The following is a 15,634-nucleotide window of genomic DNA, read 5'->3' as shown; positions in this document are numbered from 1 at the left end:
CGGTGTTTCCAGTTTGGCGACAATCTAAATAGTCAGATGAAACCGGAGCGCCCCGTCGAAACTGTTGATTCCAATGCAGATGGTACTCCGCGCATCCCGTGCCTATGCCGAAAAGCACGGACTGCCATCGACACTGGAAGAGCTGGATCAGCACGACTGTATCGACTTCAGGTTCTCCAGTGGCCGGCCGGCTTTGGCGAACTGCGTTTCCGGATCGACACAAGTCTCGATACCCACGCGGCGTTACTCTCATTGGCTTGCGCGATCATCTTCTCAAGCTTCCTTGCGCAGTTTTGTTTGCGATACCTAGTGTTCCGTGGAGACCCACGTAACACGAATTCGCCGATCCTTTCTTTCGAGCGTGCAGATAGTGAAAGAGTGCTCCCCTCGCTGAGTTCGGGCGCAGTATCGTGGCGGTACCTATTGGTGTCTACGAGGCAACAGTGAGTGCTGTGATGCGTATCTACCAAGGTAGGGACTCGGCGCCTAGTATTCCCGACATGGCATCGCGATCGACTCGACTGAGTTGGCCGGTCGTTGAGGTCGTTAGTGGAGAGCGTCATGCTTCGTCTCGGACCCCTGTCGGTGTTTGCAGGCTGGATCATGCTATCTGCGGTCAGTGTCGGGCTTGCAATTGCTGTCTCGTTCAGCGGTATTTTCTGAAGTCTGATATTCGCCTCCCAGATCGCGATTTTCCATAACCAGCGAGGCATGAGAACTGAAACATGCGGCTCGTAAAGCGGACATCCAGCTGAATTGGCAATCCGCATGAGTGTGCTTGGGAGCGACCGCACTGCTCGATCTTTCTGGCTGCCCATTTGTCGGCGGCGGGTGAATGTAAATCCACTGTGATGAGGTGGTCACTTTTCCTGAGGGGAGCCTCCTCGGAAGGACTTGCTTTGCCTTCGGCCCGCAGGCGGGTGATTGGCTCTTCGGTGTGTTTGTGAACGAGGTCCGCCGGTGGTACCGAACTCATCGCGGATATGACATGGGTGGCTCGCCATGGAAACTCCATATGTTGATTGGCTCGCAACTTCGCCGGCGTTGACCAGCACAGGATGCGCTATCGCAGTTGGCGCCCATCTTGTTAGTGAACGGAAAGGCTATACACACCACGGAATTTATGCGGGAAATGGACAAGTTATTCACTATGGGGGCTTTCATCATTCGGCGAAACGGCGCCCCATTGAATATATTTCGTTGCACGGTTTTGCAGCAGAAAAAGGCATAAAAATTCAATCTGAACCCGACGCCATTTATACCGGGACTGATGCCGTGGAGAGAGCCAGATCCCGCCTCGGCGAAGACCGGTATCAGTTGCTGACCAATAACTGCGAACACTTCTGCACATGGTGTGTACTAGGCGTCGCGCGTAGTGAGCAGGTACGCCGGTGCTTAAGGAATCCTTGGACAGGTATCAAGATGCTGTTTGCGCTTGCGAGGGGAGAATGCATGCCCTCCGTGTCCGCGCGAAGCGGACTCGTCGGGACAGTCGCAGTTTAGGTCGCGCTGCATGATGCCGAGGCCGCACCAGATGTGCTCCGTGATTCGCTACGAAGAACTCTTTTACTCAACGATCAGATAGGCCAGAAAATGAGCATTCAGTCACACACCGGACAGCGCGCATCACGCGCGCTGAAGCTGGGTGTCTCGGCGATGTTAGCGGCGGTGCTGTCGGCGTGCGTGAACTACGCCGGCATCCACAGCGACGCGAAAACGGCTGAGCCGCAACAGTATGCGACCCAGCAAAGCCTTCCCGCCGAACAAGGCCATTGGCCCGCCGCCAACTGGGCCGACCAGTTCGGCGACGCGCAACTGAAGGCGCTAATCGACGAAGCGTTGAGGAGCAGCCCGACGCTCGACCAGGCGCGTGCCCGCGCTGCGGCTGCATCGGCATACAGCGAAACCGCGAAGGCGAGCACGATGCCACGCGTCGACGCGAGCTATTCGCTCACACGTCAACAGTTCTCGAATACAACATTCATACCGCCTCCATTTGGCGGCTCGTGGCAGACGGAGAACAAGGGCCTGCTGGGCGCCTCCTATGACCTTGACCTCTGGGGCAAGAACCGTGAAGCGCTGAAAGCGGCAATCTCGCAGCTTCGGGCGAGCCAGGCCGACGCGGAAGTCGTCAAGCTGACGCTGACGACGTCGATCGCCCGCACGTACAACCAGCTTGGGCGTCTCTATGCGTTGCGCGATATCGCGCAACAGGAAATCACGCAGCGCGAGCAGATCGACCGTATCACAGCGGGCCGCATCGCGACGGGCCTGGAAACGGAAGTCGAACGCAAGACCGCGCAGGCCAATCTTGCAACGAGCCGCGCTGCGTTGAAATCGTTCGACGGACAGATCCTCACGACGCGCTATCAGATCGCCGCGCTGCTCGGCGCGGGTCCCGACCGTGGCCTGCAGATCGCACGGCCGACGCTTGGCATTGGCGACGAAGTGCGCCTGCCCGACAACCTGCCCGCCGATCTCGTGAGCCGCCGCCCGGAGATCGTCGCAGCGCGCTGGCGCGTCGACGCGATGACGCACGACGTCAAGGAAGCGAAGGCCGAGTTCTATCCCGACATCAACCTGAGCGCCGCAATCGGACTCGACGCTTTCGGCTTCGGCCGCTTTCTGACGGCGGCGAGCCGGACGGCATCGGTCGGTCCGGCAATCCACCTGCCGATCTTCGACGCAGGCGAACTGCGTGCGCAACTGAAGGGCCGCTATGCCGATTTCGACTATGCCGTCGCGACCTACAACCAGGCGCTCGTGACCGCGTTGAGCGAAGTCGCCACGCAACTCGCCGACGTGCGTTCGACGGATGTGCAGCTTGTCGATGCGCAGACCGCGCAGGACGCCGCTAGCAAAGCCGCCGAACTCGCGCTTGTGCAATACAAGGCCGGTCTCACGAATCAACTGACCGTGTTGAACGCCGACGTCAACGCGCTTTCCGCCAATCAGAGCGTCACGAATTTGCGCATGAACCGCCTCGATCAACAGATTGCACTGGCTGCCGCACTGGGCGGCGGTTTCGTCGACACGTCGAACGCAAACTCCGGAGCAGCGCCGCGCGCCGATGCGTCCGCACCCAACACGCCTGTCGTCGCCGCGCGCTGAGCGGCTGCCTACCGAATCTGTCTGGAGACTTGAAATGAGTGAAATCGATGCAACGGAGCCCCGAGCGATGCAAGCGGCGGGCGCGAAACATGACGCGGCACAGACGAAAGCTTCTGTTGCAAACGAACCCAACACACGCAAGCGCCAGGTGCTGCTCGCGCTGTTCGGTGTGGCTATCGTCGTGTCGGCGGCGGCTTATGGCGCGTATTACACGACCTATGCGCGCTACCATGAGTCCACCGACGATGCATACGTCAGCGGCAACCTCGTGCAACTGACGCCGCAGGTGGCTGGCACCGTCGTCGCCGTGAATGCCGACGATACGCAGATCGTGAAGGCGGGCGACCCCGTCGTTACGCTCGACAACGCCGATGCGAAAGTCGCGCTCGGCAACGCCGAGGCGACGCTGGGGCAGACCGTGAGGCAGGTGAGCAGCCTCTACGTGAACAACGATTTCTACGCAGCGAACGTCACACAGAAACAGTCTGATCTGGCACGCGCGCAGGACGATCTGCGCCGCCGCCAGGCCGTCGCCGATACGGGCGCCGTGTCGGCAGAAGACATCGCGCACGCGCGCGATACCGTGACGGCCGCGCGGGCCGCGCTCGACGCCGCGCATCAACAAGCGGAAGCCAACCGGGCGTTGACCGACCGCACGACGATCGAACAGCACCCGAACGTGCAAGCCGCCGCGTCGAGAGTGCGTGATGCGTATCTTGCCTATGCGCGCAACACGTTGCCCGCGCCCGTCACAGGCTATGTCGCGAAGCGATCGGTGCAGGTCGGCCAGCGCGTGTCGCCGGGCACGCCGTTGATGGCGATCGTGCCGCTCGACGGCGTGTGGGTTGACGCGAACTACAAGGAAAACCAGTTGCGCAGCATGCGCATCGGTCAACCCGTCACGCTGACGGCCGATGTGTATGGCGGCAAGGTTAAGTATCACGGCCGCGTCGTCGGCTTTTCGGCGGGTACGGGCAGCGCGTTCGCGAGCTTGCCGGCGCAGAACGCGACGGGTAACTGGATCAAGATCGTCCAGCGCTTGCCCGCGCGCATCCAGCTCGATCAGAAGGAACTCGAAGCGCATCCGCTGCGAATTGGCCTGTCGATGAATGTCGATGTGGATACGCGCAACGACACGGGCCCGCAGCTCGGCGCGGCGATGAACACGTCGTATCGCACGGATGTGTTTGCCGAATACGGCGCGCAGGCAGATGCCGAGATCGGGAAGATCATCGCGCAGAACATTGTCCGTTTGCATGTTGCGTCCACGGGCAACGTCGTATCGTCGATGTCTTCCGCAAAGCGCGACGCAAGCGACAAGAGTGGCGCTAAACAGCGAGCAGGTTGAATTGCATCCCGGGGCGCGCAGCGCAGTCGCGTCCTGGTTCATTCAATAGTCTGACAGGCCGGATCAATGCGCCGGACCTGTCGAAAACTTCAGACTGGAAGCGAGATGAATTCCCCAATGCAACTTGCACCGCCTCCGTTGACAGGCGGAAAGCTGGTTCTCGCGACAATCGCCGTCGCGCTCGCGACGTTCATGAACGTGCTCGATTCATCCATTGCCAACGTTGCGATTCCAACCATCTCGGGCAACCTCGGCGTATCCGTCGACGAAGGCACCTGGGTGATCACGCTATTCTCGGCGGCCAATGCCGTCGCGATTCCGCTGACGGGCTGGCTCACGCAGCGCGTCGGCCAGATCAAGCTGTTCGTGGCTGCGATCGTGCTGTTCGTGTTCTCGTCGTGGCTGTGCGGCGTCGCGCCGAATCTGATCGTGCTACTCGCTGCGCGTGTACTGCAGGGCGCCGTCGCGGGCCCGCTGATTCCCCTTTCGCAGGCCATTCTGCTTAGCTCGTATCCGAAGGAAAAAAGCTCGACGGCGCTGTCGCTGTGGGCGATGACGGCGACGGTCGGGCCGATCGCAGGTCCTGCGCTGGGCGGCTGGATCACCGACAGCTACAGTTGGTCGTGGATCTTCTACATCAACATTCCAGTAGGCCTGTTTGCCGCAGCCGTGACGTGGATGATCTACCGCGACCGCGAGACGCCGGCGCACAAACTGCCCATCGACAAGGTTGGCCTGATGTCCCTCGTCGTGTGGGTCGCGTCACTGCAAATCATGCTCGACAAGGGCAAGGATCTCGACTGGTTCAGCTCGCCCGTGATCTGCATTCTTGCGGTCGTCGCGGCGATCAGCTTCCTGTTCTTCCTGATCTGGGAGTTCACGGAGAAGAACCCGATTGTCGATCTTCGCCTCTTCGCGGGACGCAATTTCCGCGGCGGCACGATCGCGATCTCGGTCGCTTACGCGGTGTTTTTCTCGAACCTCGTTATCTTGCCGCAGTGGATCCAGGGTTATCTCGGTTATCGTTCGGTGGATGCGGGTCTCGTGACCGCGCCGCTCGGGATTTTCGCCGTGCTGCTTGCACCCGTGATGGCGAAGATCATGCCGAAGTCCGATGCACGGGTACTCGCGACGCTGGCCTTCCTCGGCTTTGCAGGCGTGTTTTTCATGCGCTCGCACTACACGACGGGCGTCGACCCTTATACCCTGGTGTTGCCGACGCTGCTGCAAGGCATTCCGATGGCGCTCTTTTTTACGCCGCTTACCGCAATCGTCCTGTCTGGGCTGTCACCCGACAAGATTCCGGCGGCCGCCGGCCTGTCCAACTTCGTGCGCGTGTTCGCGGGCGGCGTGGGCACGTCGTTGATCTCGACGGGCTGGAACGACCGTACGATCCTGCATCATGCGCAACTCGCCGAACAGTCAAGCGTGAACAACCCTGACTATATGAGCGCCATCGCGAACCTCCACGCGACGCTCGGCGGCGGCATGGATCAGGCCGTGGCGTTTTTCGAACACTCGCTGAATGCGCAGGCTGCGATGCTCGCGCTGAACGATATTTTCTGGCTCTCGTCAATGATCTTCATTGTGATCATTCCGCTGGTCTGGCTCACCAAGCCCGGCAAGGGCGGCGGCGGGGCGGCGGGTGCTCACTGAGTAAGACCACTTCACATACGCGAGGATTTCAATGAAGCTACTTTGCCGCCTTTTGTCCGCCACAAGTCTGTCCATTCTTCTGGCTGCGTCGGCCGTTGCGCAGCCGCCGACCGACTTCAAGCTCTCGAGCCCCGACATTGCTCCTGGCGGCAAGATCGATAACAAATTCGTGCTCAACGCGTTCGGTTGTACTGGTGGAAACGTGTCGCCCGCACTTGTCTGGAAAAATGCGCCGGCTGGGACGCGGTCGTTCGCACTGCAGGTATACGATCCGGATGCACCGAGCGGTAGCGGTTGGTGGCACTGGACGGTCTACAACATTCCCGCAGCCGTTACACAACTGCCGCGAGGTGCCGGCAACGATCCATCCCGTTTGCCCGTCGGCGCCAATCCCGGTATGAACGACTTCCAGGACACAGGCGCGGTTGGAAGCAACGGTAACTATGGTGGCCCCTGTCCGCCGGTGGGCGACAAGCCCCACCGGTATATCTTTACGCTGTATGCGTTGTCGGTCGACGACTTCTACGCCGCAGCGGGCATTCCGAAGACGGGTACCGCCGCCCTGCATGGCTTTGCACTGGACAAGGCGTTGGGCGACAAGGTACTCGGCAAGGCGTCTTTTGCTGCCTACTACGGCCGGTAACGTACGACCGTGCCCCGTTGCGGTGACGGCGGAGCGCCTCTCGCGGGCGCGTCATGCGCAGTCGGAAAGGAGAGTTTCAGTCGTTCATGTCGGTTCGCTCATCGCAGCGGACCGCCTGACTGCGACAGAGCCGATTTTGCTCATGTTCAGGTTTCCTCAAGGCGTCAAGCGCGTCGCGTTATGAGTTGCTGTCATCGTCCGACGGCGCAAGCGCGACGACGTTCTCAATTCCGTGTCGTGCCATCTTGGTGTAAGGACAAAAGCGTTCCGTGTTGCGCACCAGTTCCTCGGCGACCGCGCGCTCGATACCTGGCAAACGGACGCGGGTGTGCGCCGTCAACTTGAACAAACCATCGATCGGGTCGCGGCCGAAGTCGACCGTGACGCCCACGGAGGCGCCGGGAATCGGAATGCCCGACCGCGCTGCAAGCAGACTCAGCGCGCCATGAAAGCAGGCCGCGTAGCCCGCCGCGAATAGCTGCTCCGGATTCGTGCCGCCGCCAGGGCCGCCCAGTGCCTCCGGTATTCGCAGGTCGACTGCGAGCTGTCCGTCATCGGAACGGGCAATGCCCGACGCGCGTCCGTGTCCTGCGTCGCCGCCTGTTACGGTGACGGTGGTTGAATACAGCGTTTGCGCATCTTGCCCGTAATACTTCTCGAGCAATGTCAGCGGCGGTGGACGCAATGTTGTCATGGCGCGCCTCGTATGTGCTTGACAGTGTTTTACCGGACTGGCCGCGATTCGCGTGCCGTCTGTACAGGAAGCATCTTAGGCGTGCGCTACGTCATGTGGTAGGGCCGCCGAGGGACCCGCTGTGTTGCATCAGAAACATCAGTCAACGCAGCGTCGTTCGGAGCGTCATCATTCGACCACCGATAACGTCGTCATCGTCGTCAGACACTGCAGATCGAGTGCTCTGGTCTGCTCGGTCATGTAGTCGATGAACACACGGATCCGGGCCGGAAGATGCTTGCGGCTCAGATAGCAGAGGTAGTGGCCGCCGTCTTCGGGTGCATGCTGCACGAGGCAAGGGAGGAGTTTCCCGTTGCCGATCAGATCGCAAACCTGATAGGCCGGCAACTGCGCGATGCCCAGCCCATCGAGCACCGCCTGCAAGATCAGATCCGCGTCGTTGAACGTGTGTAGCGCGGCAGGCTGGTGCCGCTGTGCGAGACCGTCGACCTTGAATTCCCACGCCCTGACGCGGCCGGACGCCGACCGGAAGTTGATGCAGCGATGATTCGCCAGTTCACCGACATGGCGTGGCAAGCCGTGAATCCGCGCATAAGCGGGCGATGCACAGACGATCATCTGCATCGGAATCAACTGCCGCGCTACGATTCCGCTGTCCTCCATGCGTCCATCGCGAAACGACACGTCGACGCGATCGGCAGTGAAGTCGGCGTCGGCGGGGCGATCGTTCAGCAACAGTTCCAGGGCTATCTCGGGATATTGCGTGTGAAAGCCTCGCAGCAGCGGCGCGACAATCTTGCGGCCGAAGCCAGGCGTCGAGCCGATGAGCAGATGGCCGCGCGGCGGCCCGTTGCGCAGCTCCCGCATGTCTTCCAGCGCCTGGGCGATGCGCTCCATACCCGGCTGACAGTTCTCATAGAAGAGTTCGCCCTCGCGCGTCAGCGACGTACTGCGAGTCGTGCGCAGGAAGAGACGCGTGTCGAGCTGGGCCTCGAGTTTCTGCACGTTGCGGCTAACCGAGGAGCGACCGATGCCGAGGCGATCGCCCGCGCGGGCAAAGCTGCCTTCGCTGGCAACGGCCAGAAAGGAAACGACGCCAGCGTAACTGGTCGCAAATCTGCTTGCAAACGGATCGTCGGCGCTGGCGGCGGGGGAGCGTGATGGGAAAGCTGAGATGGGAGCGCGGTTCGGGGAGTCCATGCTAGGCCAGACGTATCAGCACTGTTATTTGTGACATCGTGCGCCGTTTTTTTTTGCGATGGATGTGTGGGCGTGCTCACGGCGTTAGTTCCCCGGTACGAGGATTGGCCGAAGTTCTCGATTGGTCAATGGGCCGGAGATGGCTGGAAGCGGTCGCCCGTGGATTCTTGTGGCGTCGAAGCGTCGGATTAGACTCCGGTACAGGTCAGGGCGCCTCTCGTGGGCCGCCCTGGCGCTTTGTAGACACGACTGTAATTAATGCGCGAAAAGTTTTCTCTCTTCTCCACTGATTGCAGCGTCGTTCATCGCTACTATCGGCTCGACGTCGAAGCCCGCCACACGCCACGCATCGATACCGCCAGTAAGCGGCAATGCAAGCTTGACGCCGGCCAGTCGCAACCGCTTGGCCATCCACGCCGCAGAGACTTCGTTTGGACATGAACAATAGATGACGAGCGTCCGGTTCGCCCCATAGCGTTCCACGATCTGCGGCAGTTTCCGTTCATCGGCAAATACGGCGCCTGGAATGACAAACGGATCGAGCATTCTCCGCTCGGCGGAGCGGATATCGAACAGGATTGGCCGCGGGTTGTTCGCGAGCAATGCATGCAATTCGCCCACACTGATCCGCGCCTTCTCGAGCGCTTTTGCCAGCATGATTCTCCGGCAGTATCGATACAACACGTAAAGCACCAGTGCGATGCCGATCACGATCAACGCCTGCCAGCCAAGATGAGAGATAAGCACGAAAACCACGTCGATCTGCGACGCGAATAGTGTACCGATAGCCAGCCCAACCGATGCCCACAGCGCAACGCCCGCGCAATCATGCAAGACAAAGGAGCGCAACCTGACGGCCATTGCGCCGCACAGGGGCACGGCAACGAGCGACAAGCCAGGTACGAAGCGCGCAACGACCAGCACGCGGACTCCCCAGCGCCCAAAGAAGCGCTCCGTCTTCCTGACGCACGTCTCGCGCGAAAGCGACAGTTTGCAAACGGTATGGAGCGTGCGTTCGCCGTATCGCTTGCCACCCTGAAACCAGATCAGGTCGCCCAGCACACCGCCAATCACAGCGGAGCCTAGCATTGTCGCTAAATGCAACAACGTCGATGACGCAACGTGTATGGCGAGCGCGGTGCCTGCTCCAACGGTGATCAATGTCGGTAAGACAGGCAACGGCAGGCCAAGCGAAGAACCAAGCACATTCAGGAACACGACTAACATTCCGTACCGCGCGATCAATTCATGGGACAACATGGTGCTCTCCTTGTGGCCTGCACGTACCCGTCTTGAGGATCGTTCATCGCTCCGCCTGAACCGGGCTGCCTAACGCTCGCCCCATAGTGACCGGCATATTGACGGTGCAGGAACGAAGAACGCCATCGCCCGACCACAACTCGCTGCAACGCCAGTACATAAACAATGCGGCGATCTGCATGTCACTGAAGTAGCCTTGCAAGCTCGGCCACACTGCGTCATGAACAGACTGCCGGGCCATGGCCGCAAGATGTTCGGCCCAGGAAAGTACAGCTTTCTCACACGGAGAAAACACACCGGCGCAGCGCCATGCGCCGATGTTCTCGGCTTTCGCCGCTGGCACCCCTGCCTTACGGGCACGGCAAAGATGGTGTTGAACGCACAACAAACAGCCATTGATTTGTGAGGCGCGCAGATCGAGAAGCGCGATCAGGCTTTCGTCAAGCGTGTTGGTCGCATCAAAACACGGGGTATTTGGCGACGCCGCCGCGCCCTGCATCAGACGGCTGAAGCCCTGATACGACTCCCAGGATGCATACGCCCCGATGCCGCGCTCGCCACATGACCGGACCGTCTTCGTTCTGGTTTGCCATGAAGTCGCGTCATGGCGCAATCGAGGCAGGGATNNATGTCTGGTTCATTTTTGCCTGATCAGCGGAAATAGAGCTACCGAGGGAGGGAGTCTGTTTGCCATGAAGTCGCGTCATGGCGCAATCGAGGCAGGGATGTCTGGTTCATTTTTGCCTGATCAGCGGAAATAGAGCTACCGAGGGAGGGAGTCGATACGCGCTACTTTGCGCCAGACAGTTCTTCCTCCAGCGAGCGTTTCAATGGCGGCAAAGCGTCCTTGCCCAGCCCGGCGATTTCGTTGACCTCCTGTCGATAGCGGTGCACGTCCCGCGTGACGAAGCCGATTTCGCGGCTCGGGATATCGAACCACTCGGGGTGTCCGAACGAACGGCGAATATCCTCGAGGCCGCTCGCCCAATGCTCGCGCATCGTATCCTTGCTGAATTCATAGTCCTTGTAGTGCCCCTCGAACGATTTGTTCTTGTAGATCAGGTGCACGACATTCACCGCACTGCCGTCCGCTGTTTTCTGCGCCTCCCGCAACAACGGGTGCGCAAGCCGCAATTTTTCGGGAATGTGTTCGAGCAGCGCCTTGATCATCTGCGCGTGTTTCTGGTTCTGCGACATGAACGCGGTGATCGCTCGCGTACGGCTTGAATATTGAATGTCCTTGGTGCGCTCGCTGACGTCGAGGAAGTCGCCTGGCAGCTTGCCTCGCGAGCTCCACAGATCGATCTGGAAAACGAGTGTGTCCTTATGCTGGCTTTCCTTGATGATCTCGGTAAGTGGCGTGTTGGAAACCAGCCCGCCGTCCCAGTAGAACTCTCCATTAATCTCGACGGCTGGAAAGCCCGGTGGCAGCGCGCCGGATGCGATGAAATGCTCCGGTGCCAGACGCATTGTCGAATTGTCGAAGTAGACGAGATTGCCTGTTCGCACGTTGACCGCCCCAACGGATACGCGAATATTCCCGTCATTGATGCGATCAAAGTTTGCGTACCGCAAAAGCGTTTCACGCAACGCCGACGTGTCGTAATAGCTGACCTGGTCTGGACGTTTCCTGCCGAGCCCTGCAAGAGGCATAGGCGTGCGCGGGGAGAAGAACCCGTCCTGACCTTCCATCAGCGTGCGCGTCGCGGCCCATGCGCTCGACCACCTGCGCCCCATATTTTCAAACCCCGGCCATGCTGGAATGCGCGCACCGATATGTGAGAAGAAATCTGCCGGCTGACTGATCGTGTTCCAGAAGCCGCGAAGCGCTTCCACCCGGTCCGCAGGCGCATTGCCGGCGATGATCGCCGTATTCAGCGCACCAATGGATACTCCGGATATTCGCGTCGGTTCCACGCCGACTTCGGCCATACCTTCATACACGCCGGCCTGATATGAGCCCAGGGCGCCGCCACCCTGCAGCACGAGTCCGATTTCGTCATATGCGGGGAGCTTGATGCGATGGGGCTGCTGCAGCTTGTTGCGCTGGCTCGGATACATGGTTGTCTCCTTACTGCATGAACCAGCCGTGGCTGACCACAATCGATTGTCCGGTGAGCGCGCTCGACTCGAAGCCGGCGAGGAATGCAACCGTGTTCGCGACATCGGCTAGCGACGTGAATTCGCCGTCGACCGTCTCCTTCAACATTACGTCCTTCACAACCTGCTGCTCGGAGATTCCCAAGGCCTTCGCCTGCTCGGGGATCTGCTTGTCGACCAGCGGGGTTCTGACGAAGCCCGGACACACGACATTGGCGCGCACGCCACGCGGTCCGCCTTCTTTCGCGACAACCCGAGCGAGACCGAGCAGCCCGTGCTTCGCGGTCACATACGCCGATTTGAGCTGCGACGCCTCGTGCGAGTGCACCGAGCCCATGTAGATCACAGCGCCACCTTTGTTCGACGCGTACATATGCCTGATGGCAGCCTTGGTCGTCAGGAACGCGCCATCGAGGTGAATGGCCAGCATCTTCTTCCAGTCGGAAAATGCGTAGTCCTCGATCCGGTTGACGATCTGGATGCCTGCATTCGATACGAGCACGTCGATGCCGCCCAGCCGGCTCAACGTTTCGGCGACACCCGCATTGACCGCTTCTTCGCTGGTTACGTCCATTGCAACAGCGATTGCTTTACCGCCGTTAGCAACGATACCTTCAGCGACCTTTTGAGCGTTCGCGAGATTCAGATCCGCGATCACGACCGTCGCGCCGTCTGACGCGAGCTTACGTGCACACTGCTCGCCGATACCGCTTGCTGCACCCGTAACGAGCGCGACCTTATCATTCAATGCCATACGTCCTCCGAGAGCTTACTGGTTGACTGCGAGTTTCAACGACTCGGCAGGGGCGAGATAGTCATAGACCACTTCGCCGACGTCGAGCGTGAGATTTGCAATGATGTGACGTGCGCCGATCACCTTGCGAACCGGCAGATCGGCAACCGATGCGAGCGCGTGCGGATGCAGCTCGAGCGCTGCAGGACCCTCCCACGCGCCGATCACATCGACGTCACGCAGGAAGAAGCGCACCAGTTCGCAAATGCGTACCGAGCCATCGACGTGCGGAATGACCTTGAGCAGATAGTTGGGCGTGTCCGCGAGCTTGCGGCGCTCGGCCGCCGTCTCGAGCGCGCGATACTTGTAGCCCATCGTTCCGGTGGCGATGCGCTGCGTTCCGTAGTCGAGCGTGCCGAGCAGCGTGTCCTTGCCATCGACGCAGAGCTTCGGTGAAGCCAGCTTCTTGGGAAAGCCCCAGATTTCGCGTCCGCCTGCGATCGGGCCTTCGTCGTCCAGATACATCGCGTGGGTGAAGTTGGCGCGATTGCCGTCCTCATCCAGCACCGAGATCACCTGGCCGCTTTCCGTGTAGTCGCCGAACCCCGACGAATCGGGCATGCGGATGAATTCGTAGTGAACGATTGCGTTGTCGACCGTCAGCGGTTCCGGAACGACGGCCTTAAGAGCATCAATGTCCGTTTCGTATGAAATGATGAAGTACTCCCGATTGACGAAGCGGAAGGGCGGACGCGGATACGCCGGATTGTGTACGGGCATCGCAAATGCGTTGTTGCGGATATCTTCTTCTGTCACGGATCGTTCCTCGGTTGGTGAGGTGCTGCGTAACACGCATCGCAACAGCTTTTGCTGCCGCGGCCAATGACGTGGGCGCGCAAGGCAGTGAAGACTTGCTGTGCGCGTTTGCACGTTTCTTTTACAGTGTTGTGTTTCACGGCTTGCATCAGGCAGCGTGTGTCGTTACCGTCAGGACAAAGCGTAAGCGTGGTCGTCTTGCGGCAGTAGCTCTGCAAAGGAGCTCACCGTGTTGTCTCTGCGACAACAATCAACGGCAGGAGGGCAGGTACACAGCGTGTGGCGCTTGGTGGTATTTCTGGTGGTATGTTTTTCCGCGTAGAGCCGCAGATGCCTGTTGGTGAAGGATGACGCGGCAGTATTCGAGTCCGGTCCCCGGTACCAAGTTGTATTCCAGCCGATTCCCGGAAATTCCGTCAACCCTTGATGCAGCAATGCTTCGAGGGTTTTTGTTCCGGCATATCTCGCAGGGGCGAACATGCGGAATTCAGTTGGTTGCGTCGATCACCAGGGTCGACCGATGCAGGTGTCGCTGCAACGTATCTGGCCGTCGCTTTAACGCATGCGCGTGTTATCTGATATATGCACAATGGCAGCCACGATCAAGTGTCCCGCATGGACGACTTGAATGCGTACCGCCGTCGTGAGAGGGCGATACGTTCAATCTGAATCGAGGACCCCGACATGCATGAGTCAATTCCTGCGCAGGTGGCGTTTGAAAGCCTGGCATCGACGATTCCAGACATCGACTTCACGGATTGCACCGCCACGGCGCTAGTCGTGGTCGACGTTCAGTACAGCGACGCCGCAGCCGACCGTGGCTGGGTCAAGGCATGCGAAGCGATAGAACCCGGTTCGATGCATTACTACCTCGAAAGGCTTGAGCGCACGACCATTCCTGCAATTCGCACGTTGCTCGATGCCTTTCGTCGAATGGGAAGACCGGTCATTCACCTTGCAATTGGGTCGGCGTATCGAGATATGCGTGATTGCCCGATACGGTTTCGCGAATGGTCGGGCATGCTGGAAAGGGCCAGTGGCATCGAGGACTTATGGTGGACGGGAAATCCGGACTATGCGTTCCGCGAGGAGGTCGCTCCTCTGGATGGAGAGACTGTGATTCGCAAGACCACGCAAGGTGCGTTTAACGGTAGTGAAATTCAGAACGTCCTGGATCGTATGGGGATCAAAAATCTGGTATTCACTGGGGTGGTGACGAGTTGCTGCGTCGAGACGACAGCACGGGATGCTGCTGACCGGGGTTTCGGCTGCGCGCTGGTTTCAGACGCGTGCGCCGATTGCGATCCGGCCATGCATGATGCTGCGCTGTCTAACTTCGGGCTTTACTTCGGCAAGATTGTGCCCACTGCGGATGACCTCGTCAGGACGTTGGCCGAGAAGGGACGCATGTAGCTGATAACCGTGTCCGCAAATGCGGCACCCAGGGCGAACAACTTGGCCACCATTTTTCTTCACCGCCGCTGTCGCAAGAAAGATTTCAGTAGACTGCGGGCATACCTGCCGGGCGGTGTTTGAAGCGTCTGTGGACCCAGTAGTACTGGTCGGGAAGGCGCAGGATTTGCCTCTCAAGAAACGCGTTCATCGTGCATGCGTCAAGCGCTTCGCTGTCCGTGGGAAAGTTTTCGAGCGAATCGAAGATCGTCAGCTTATAGCCGCGAAATGCGGGCAATACCTCGGTCACAAAGGGCACGACGCGTGCACCGCCCAACCTGGCGAGGCGTGACACGGACGTGAGCGTGCAGGCCGGCACACCGAAGAGCGGCGCGAACACCGAACCCGTTGTTCCGTGGTCCATGTCCGCCGCCAGCATCACGGGAACGCCTGAGCGCAGCAGCCGGACAACTTGTTTCGCACTTGCGCTGCGTTCAATCATATCTGCTCCGAACCGTCCCCGTTGACGCCGTGCGAGCTCGCAGACACGCGTGTTCGACATGCGCGTGTACAGCGCGGCGCCAAGCGCGTTGCCGGCTCGTGCAACTAGCGCGTGCGGCAGAACCGACAGTAGCCGCAGCAAACCGAGCAGCAGCCAATAACCGAGACTTTTCATGCTTA

The 15,634-nt window shown here is 59.8% G+C and carries 13 protein-coding genes and 2 pseudogenes; 7 read left to right on the top strand and 8 right to left on the bottom strand.

Annotated elements, in window-relative coordinates; translation table 11 throughout:
- Positions 1 to 55: 55 nt before the first annotated feature.
- The 6 genes and pseudogenes from M0D67_RS02705 to M0D67_RS02680 form a co-directional block, all read left to right on the top strand.
- Positions 56 to 187, top strand: a pseudogene (locus tag M0D67_RS02705) (LysR family transcriptional regulator); the annotation flags it as partial.
- An 815-nt stretch (positions 188 to 1,002) separates the two neighbouring features.
- Positions 1,003 to 1,503: a lecithin retinol acyltransferase family protein gene (locus M0D67_RS02700; RefSeq protein ID WP_233469082.1), complete on the top strand. Its 501-nt coding sequence runs from the start codon at positions 1,003 to 1,005 to the stop codon at positions 1,501 to 1,503.
- Between the two features lie 90 nt (positions 1,504 to 1,593).
- Entirely contained in the window at positions 1,594 to 3,111 is a 1,518-nt protein-coding gene (locus M0D67_RS02695; RefSeq protein ID WP_233469081.1) for an efflux transporter outer membrane subunit, read from the top strand.
- Between the two features lie 34 nt (positions 3,112 to 3,145).
- Complete coding sequence (locus M0D67_RS02690; RefSeq protein ID WP_171928985.1) at positions 3,146 to 4,459, top strand: HlyD family efflux transporter periplasmic adaptor subunit; 1,314 nt, start codon at positions 3,146 to 3,148, stop codon at positions 4,457 to 4,459.
- 105 nt (positions 4,460 to 4,564) lie between these two features.
- Positions 4,565 to 6,115, top strand: coding sequence for a DHA2 family efflux MFS transporter permease subunit (locus M0D67_RS02685; protein WP_266237153.1), 1,551 nt, complete (start codon positions 4,565 to 4,567; stop codon positions 6,113 to 6,115).
- A 31-nt stretch (positions 6,116 to 6,146) separates the two neighbouring features.
- A complete protein-coding gene (locus M0D67_RS02680) occupies positions 6,147 to 6,758 on the top strand; it encodes a YbhB/YbcL family Raf kinase inhibitor-like protein (protein ID WP_171928983.1) in 612 nt (203 codons plus the stop codon).
- 178 nt (positions 6,759 to 6,936) lie between these two features.
- On the opposite strand, the gene M0D67_RS02675 is transcribed toward M0D67_RS02680, so the two are convergent.
- The 7 genes from M0D67_RS02675 to M0D67_RS02645 all read right to left on the bottom strand — a co-directional run bounded on the left by M0D67_RS02675 (position 6,937) and on the right by M0D67_RS02645 (position 13,561).
- The gene (locus tag M0D67_RS02675) at positions 6,937 to 7,452 is read right to left on the bottom strand and encodes an Ohr family peroxiredoxin (RefSeq protein WP_171928982.1); all 516 of its coding nucleotides are present in this window, start codon (positions 7,450 to 7,452) and stop codon (positions 6,937 to 6,939) included.
- 168 nt (positions 7,453 to 7,620) lie between these two features.
- Positions 7,621 to 8,652, bottom strand: a complete 1,032-nt coding sequence (locus M0D67_RS02670) for a LysR family transcriptional regulator (RefSeq protein ID WP_171928981.1) — start codon at positions 8,650 to 8,652, stop codon at positions 7,621 to 7,623.
- 255 nt (positions 8,653 to 8,907) lie between these two features.
- Positions 8,908 to 9,912: a DedA family protein/thiosulfate sulfurtransferase GlpE gene (locus M0D67_RS02665; RefSeq protein ID WP_171925423.1), complete on the bottom strand. Its 1,005-nt coding sequence runs from the start codon at positions 9,910 to 9,912 to the stop codon at positions 8,908 to 8,910.
- Between the two features lie 43 nt (positions 9,913 to 9,955).
- Positions 9,956 to 10,411, bottom strand: coding sequence for a carboxymuconolactone decarboxylase family protein (locus M0D67_RS02660; RefSeq protein WP_266237147.1), 456 nt, complete (start codon positions 10,409 to 10,411; stop codon positions 9,956 to 9,958).
- A 290-nt stretch (positions 10,412 to 10,701) separates the two neighbouring features.
- Positions 10,702 to 11,973 (bottom strand): patatin-like phospholipase family protein, encoded by a 1,272-nt coding sequence (locus tag M0D67_RS02655; RefSeq protein ID WP_171925425.1) that lies wholly within the window; start codon positions 11,971 to 11,973, stop codon positions 10,702 to 10,704.
- Between the two features lie 10 nt (positions 11,974 to 11,983).
- Positions 11,984 to 12,766 carry a 3-hydroxybutyrate dehydrogenase gene (locus tag M0D67_RS02650; RefSeq protein WP_171925426.1) on the bottom strand — a complete coding sequence of 261 codons (783 nt, stop codon included), beginning with the start codon at positions 12,764 to 12,766 and terminating at the stop codon, positions 11,984 to 11,986.
- Between the two features lie 15 nt (positions 12,767 to 12,781).
- Entirely contained in the window at positions 12,782 to 13,561 is a 780-nt protein-coding gene (locus M0D67_RS02645) for an acetoacetate decarboxylase (RefSeq protein ID WP_171925427.1), read from the bottom strand.
- Between the two features lie 684 nt (positions 13,562 to 14,245).
- Between M0D67_RS02645 and M0D67_RS02640 the strand changes: the two genes are divergently transcribed.
- On the top strand, positions 14,246 to 14,974 hold the full coding sequence (locus tag M0D67_RS02640) for a cysteine hydrolase family protein (RefSeq protein ID WP_171925428.1): 729 nt from the start codon (positions 14,246 to 14,248) through the stop codon (positions 14,972 to 14,974).
- A gap of 85 nt (positions 14,975 to 15,059) precedes the next feature.
- Here M0D67_RS02640 and M0D67_RS02635 read toward each other — a convergent pair.
- Positions 15,060 to 15,533 (bottom strand): annotated as a pseudogene (locus M0D67_RS02635) (lipid A biosynthesis lauroyl acyltransferase); the annotation flags it as partial.
- Between the last annotated feature and the right edge of the window lie 101 nt (positions 15,534 to 15,634).

The sequence above is a fragment of the Paraburkholderia sp. SECH4 genome (genome assembly GCF_030511745.1).
GTDB lineage: Bacteria > Pseudomonadota > Gammaproteobacteria > Burkholderiales > Burkholderiaceae > Paraburkholderia > Paraburkholderia madseniana.
The sequence above is the reverse complement of the archived record's forward strand: the minus strand, read 5'-3'. Positions and strand labels throughout refer to the sequence as shown.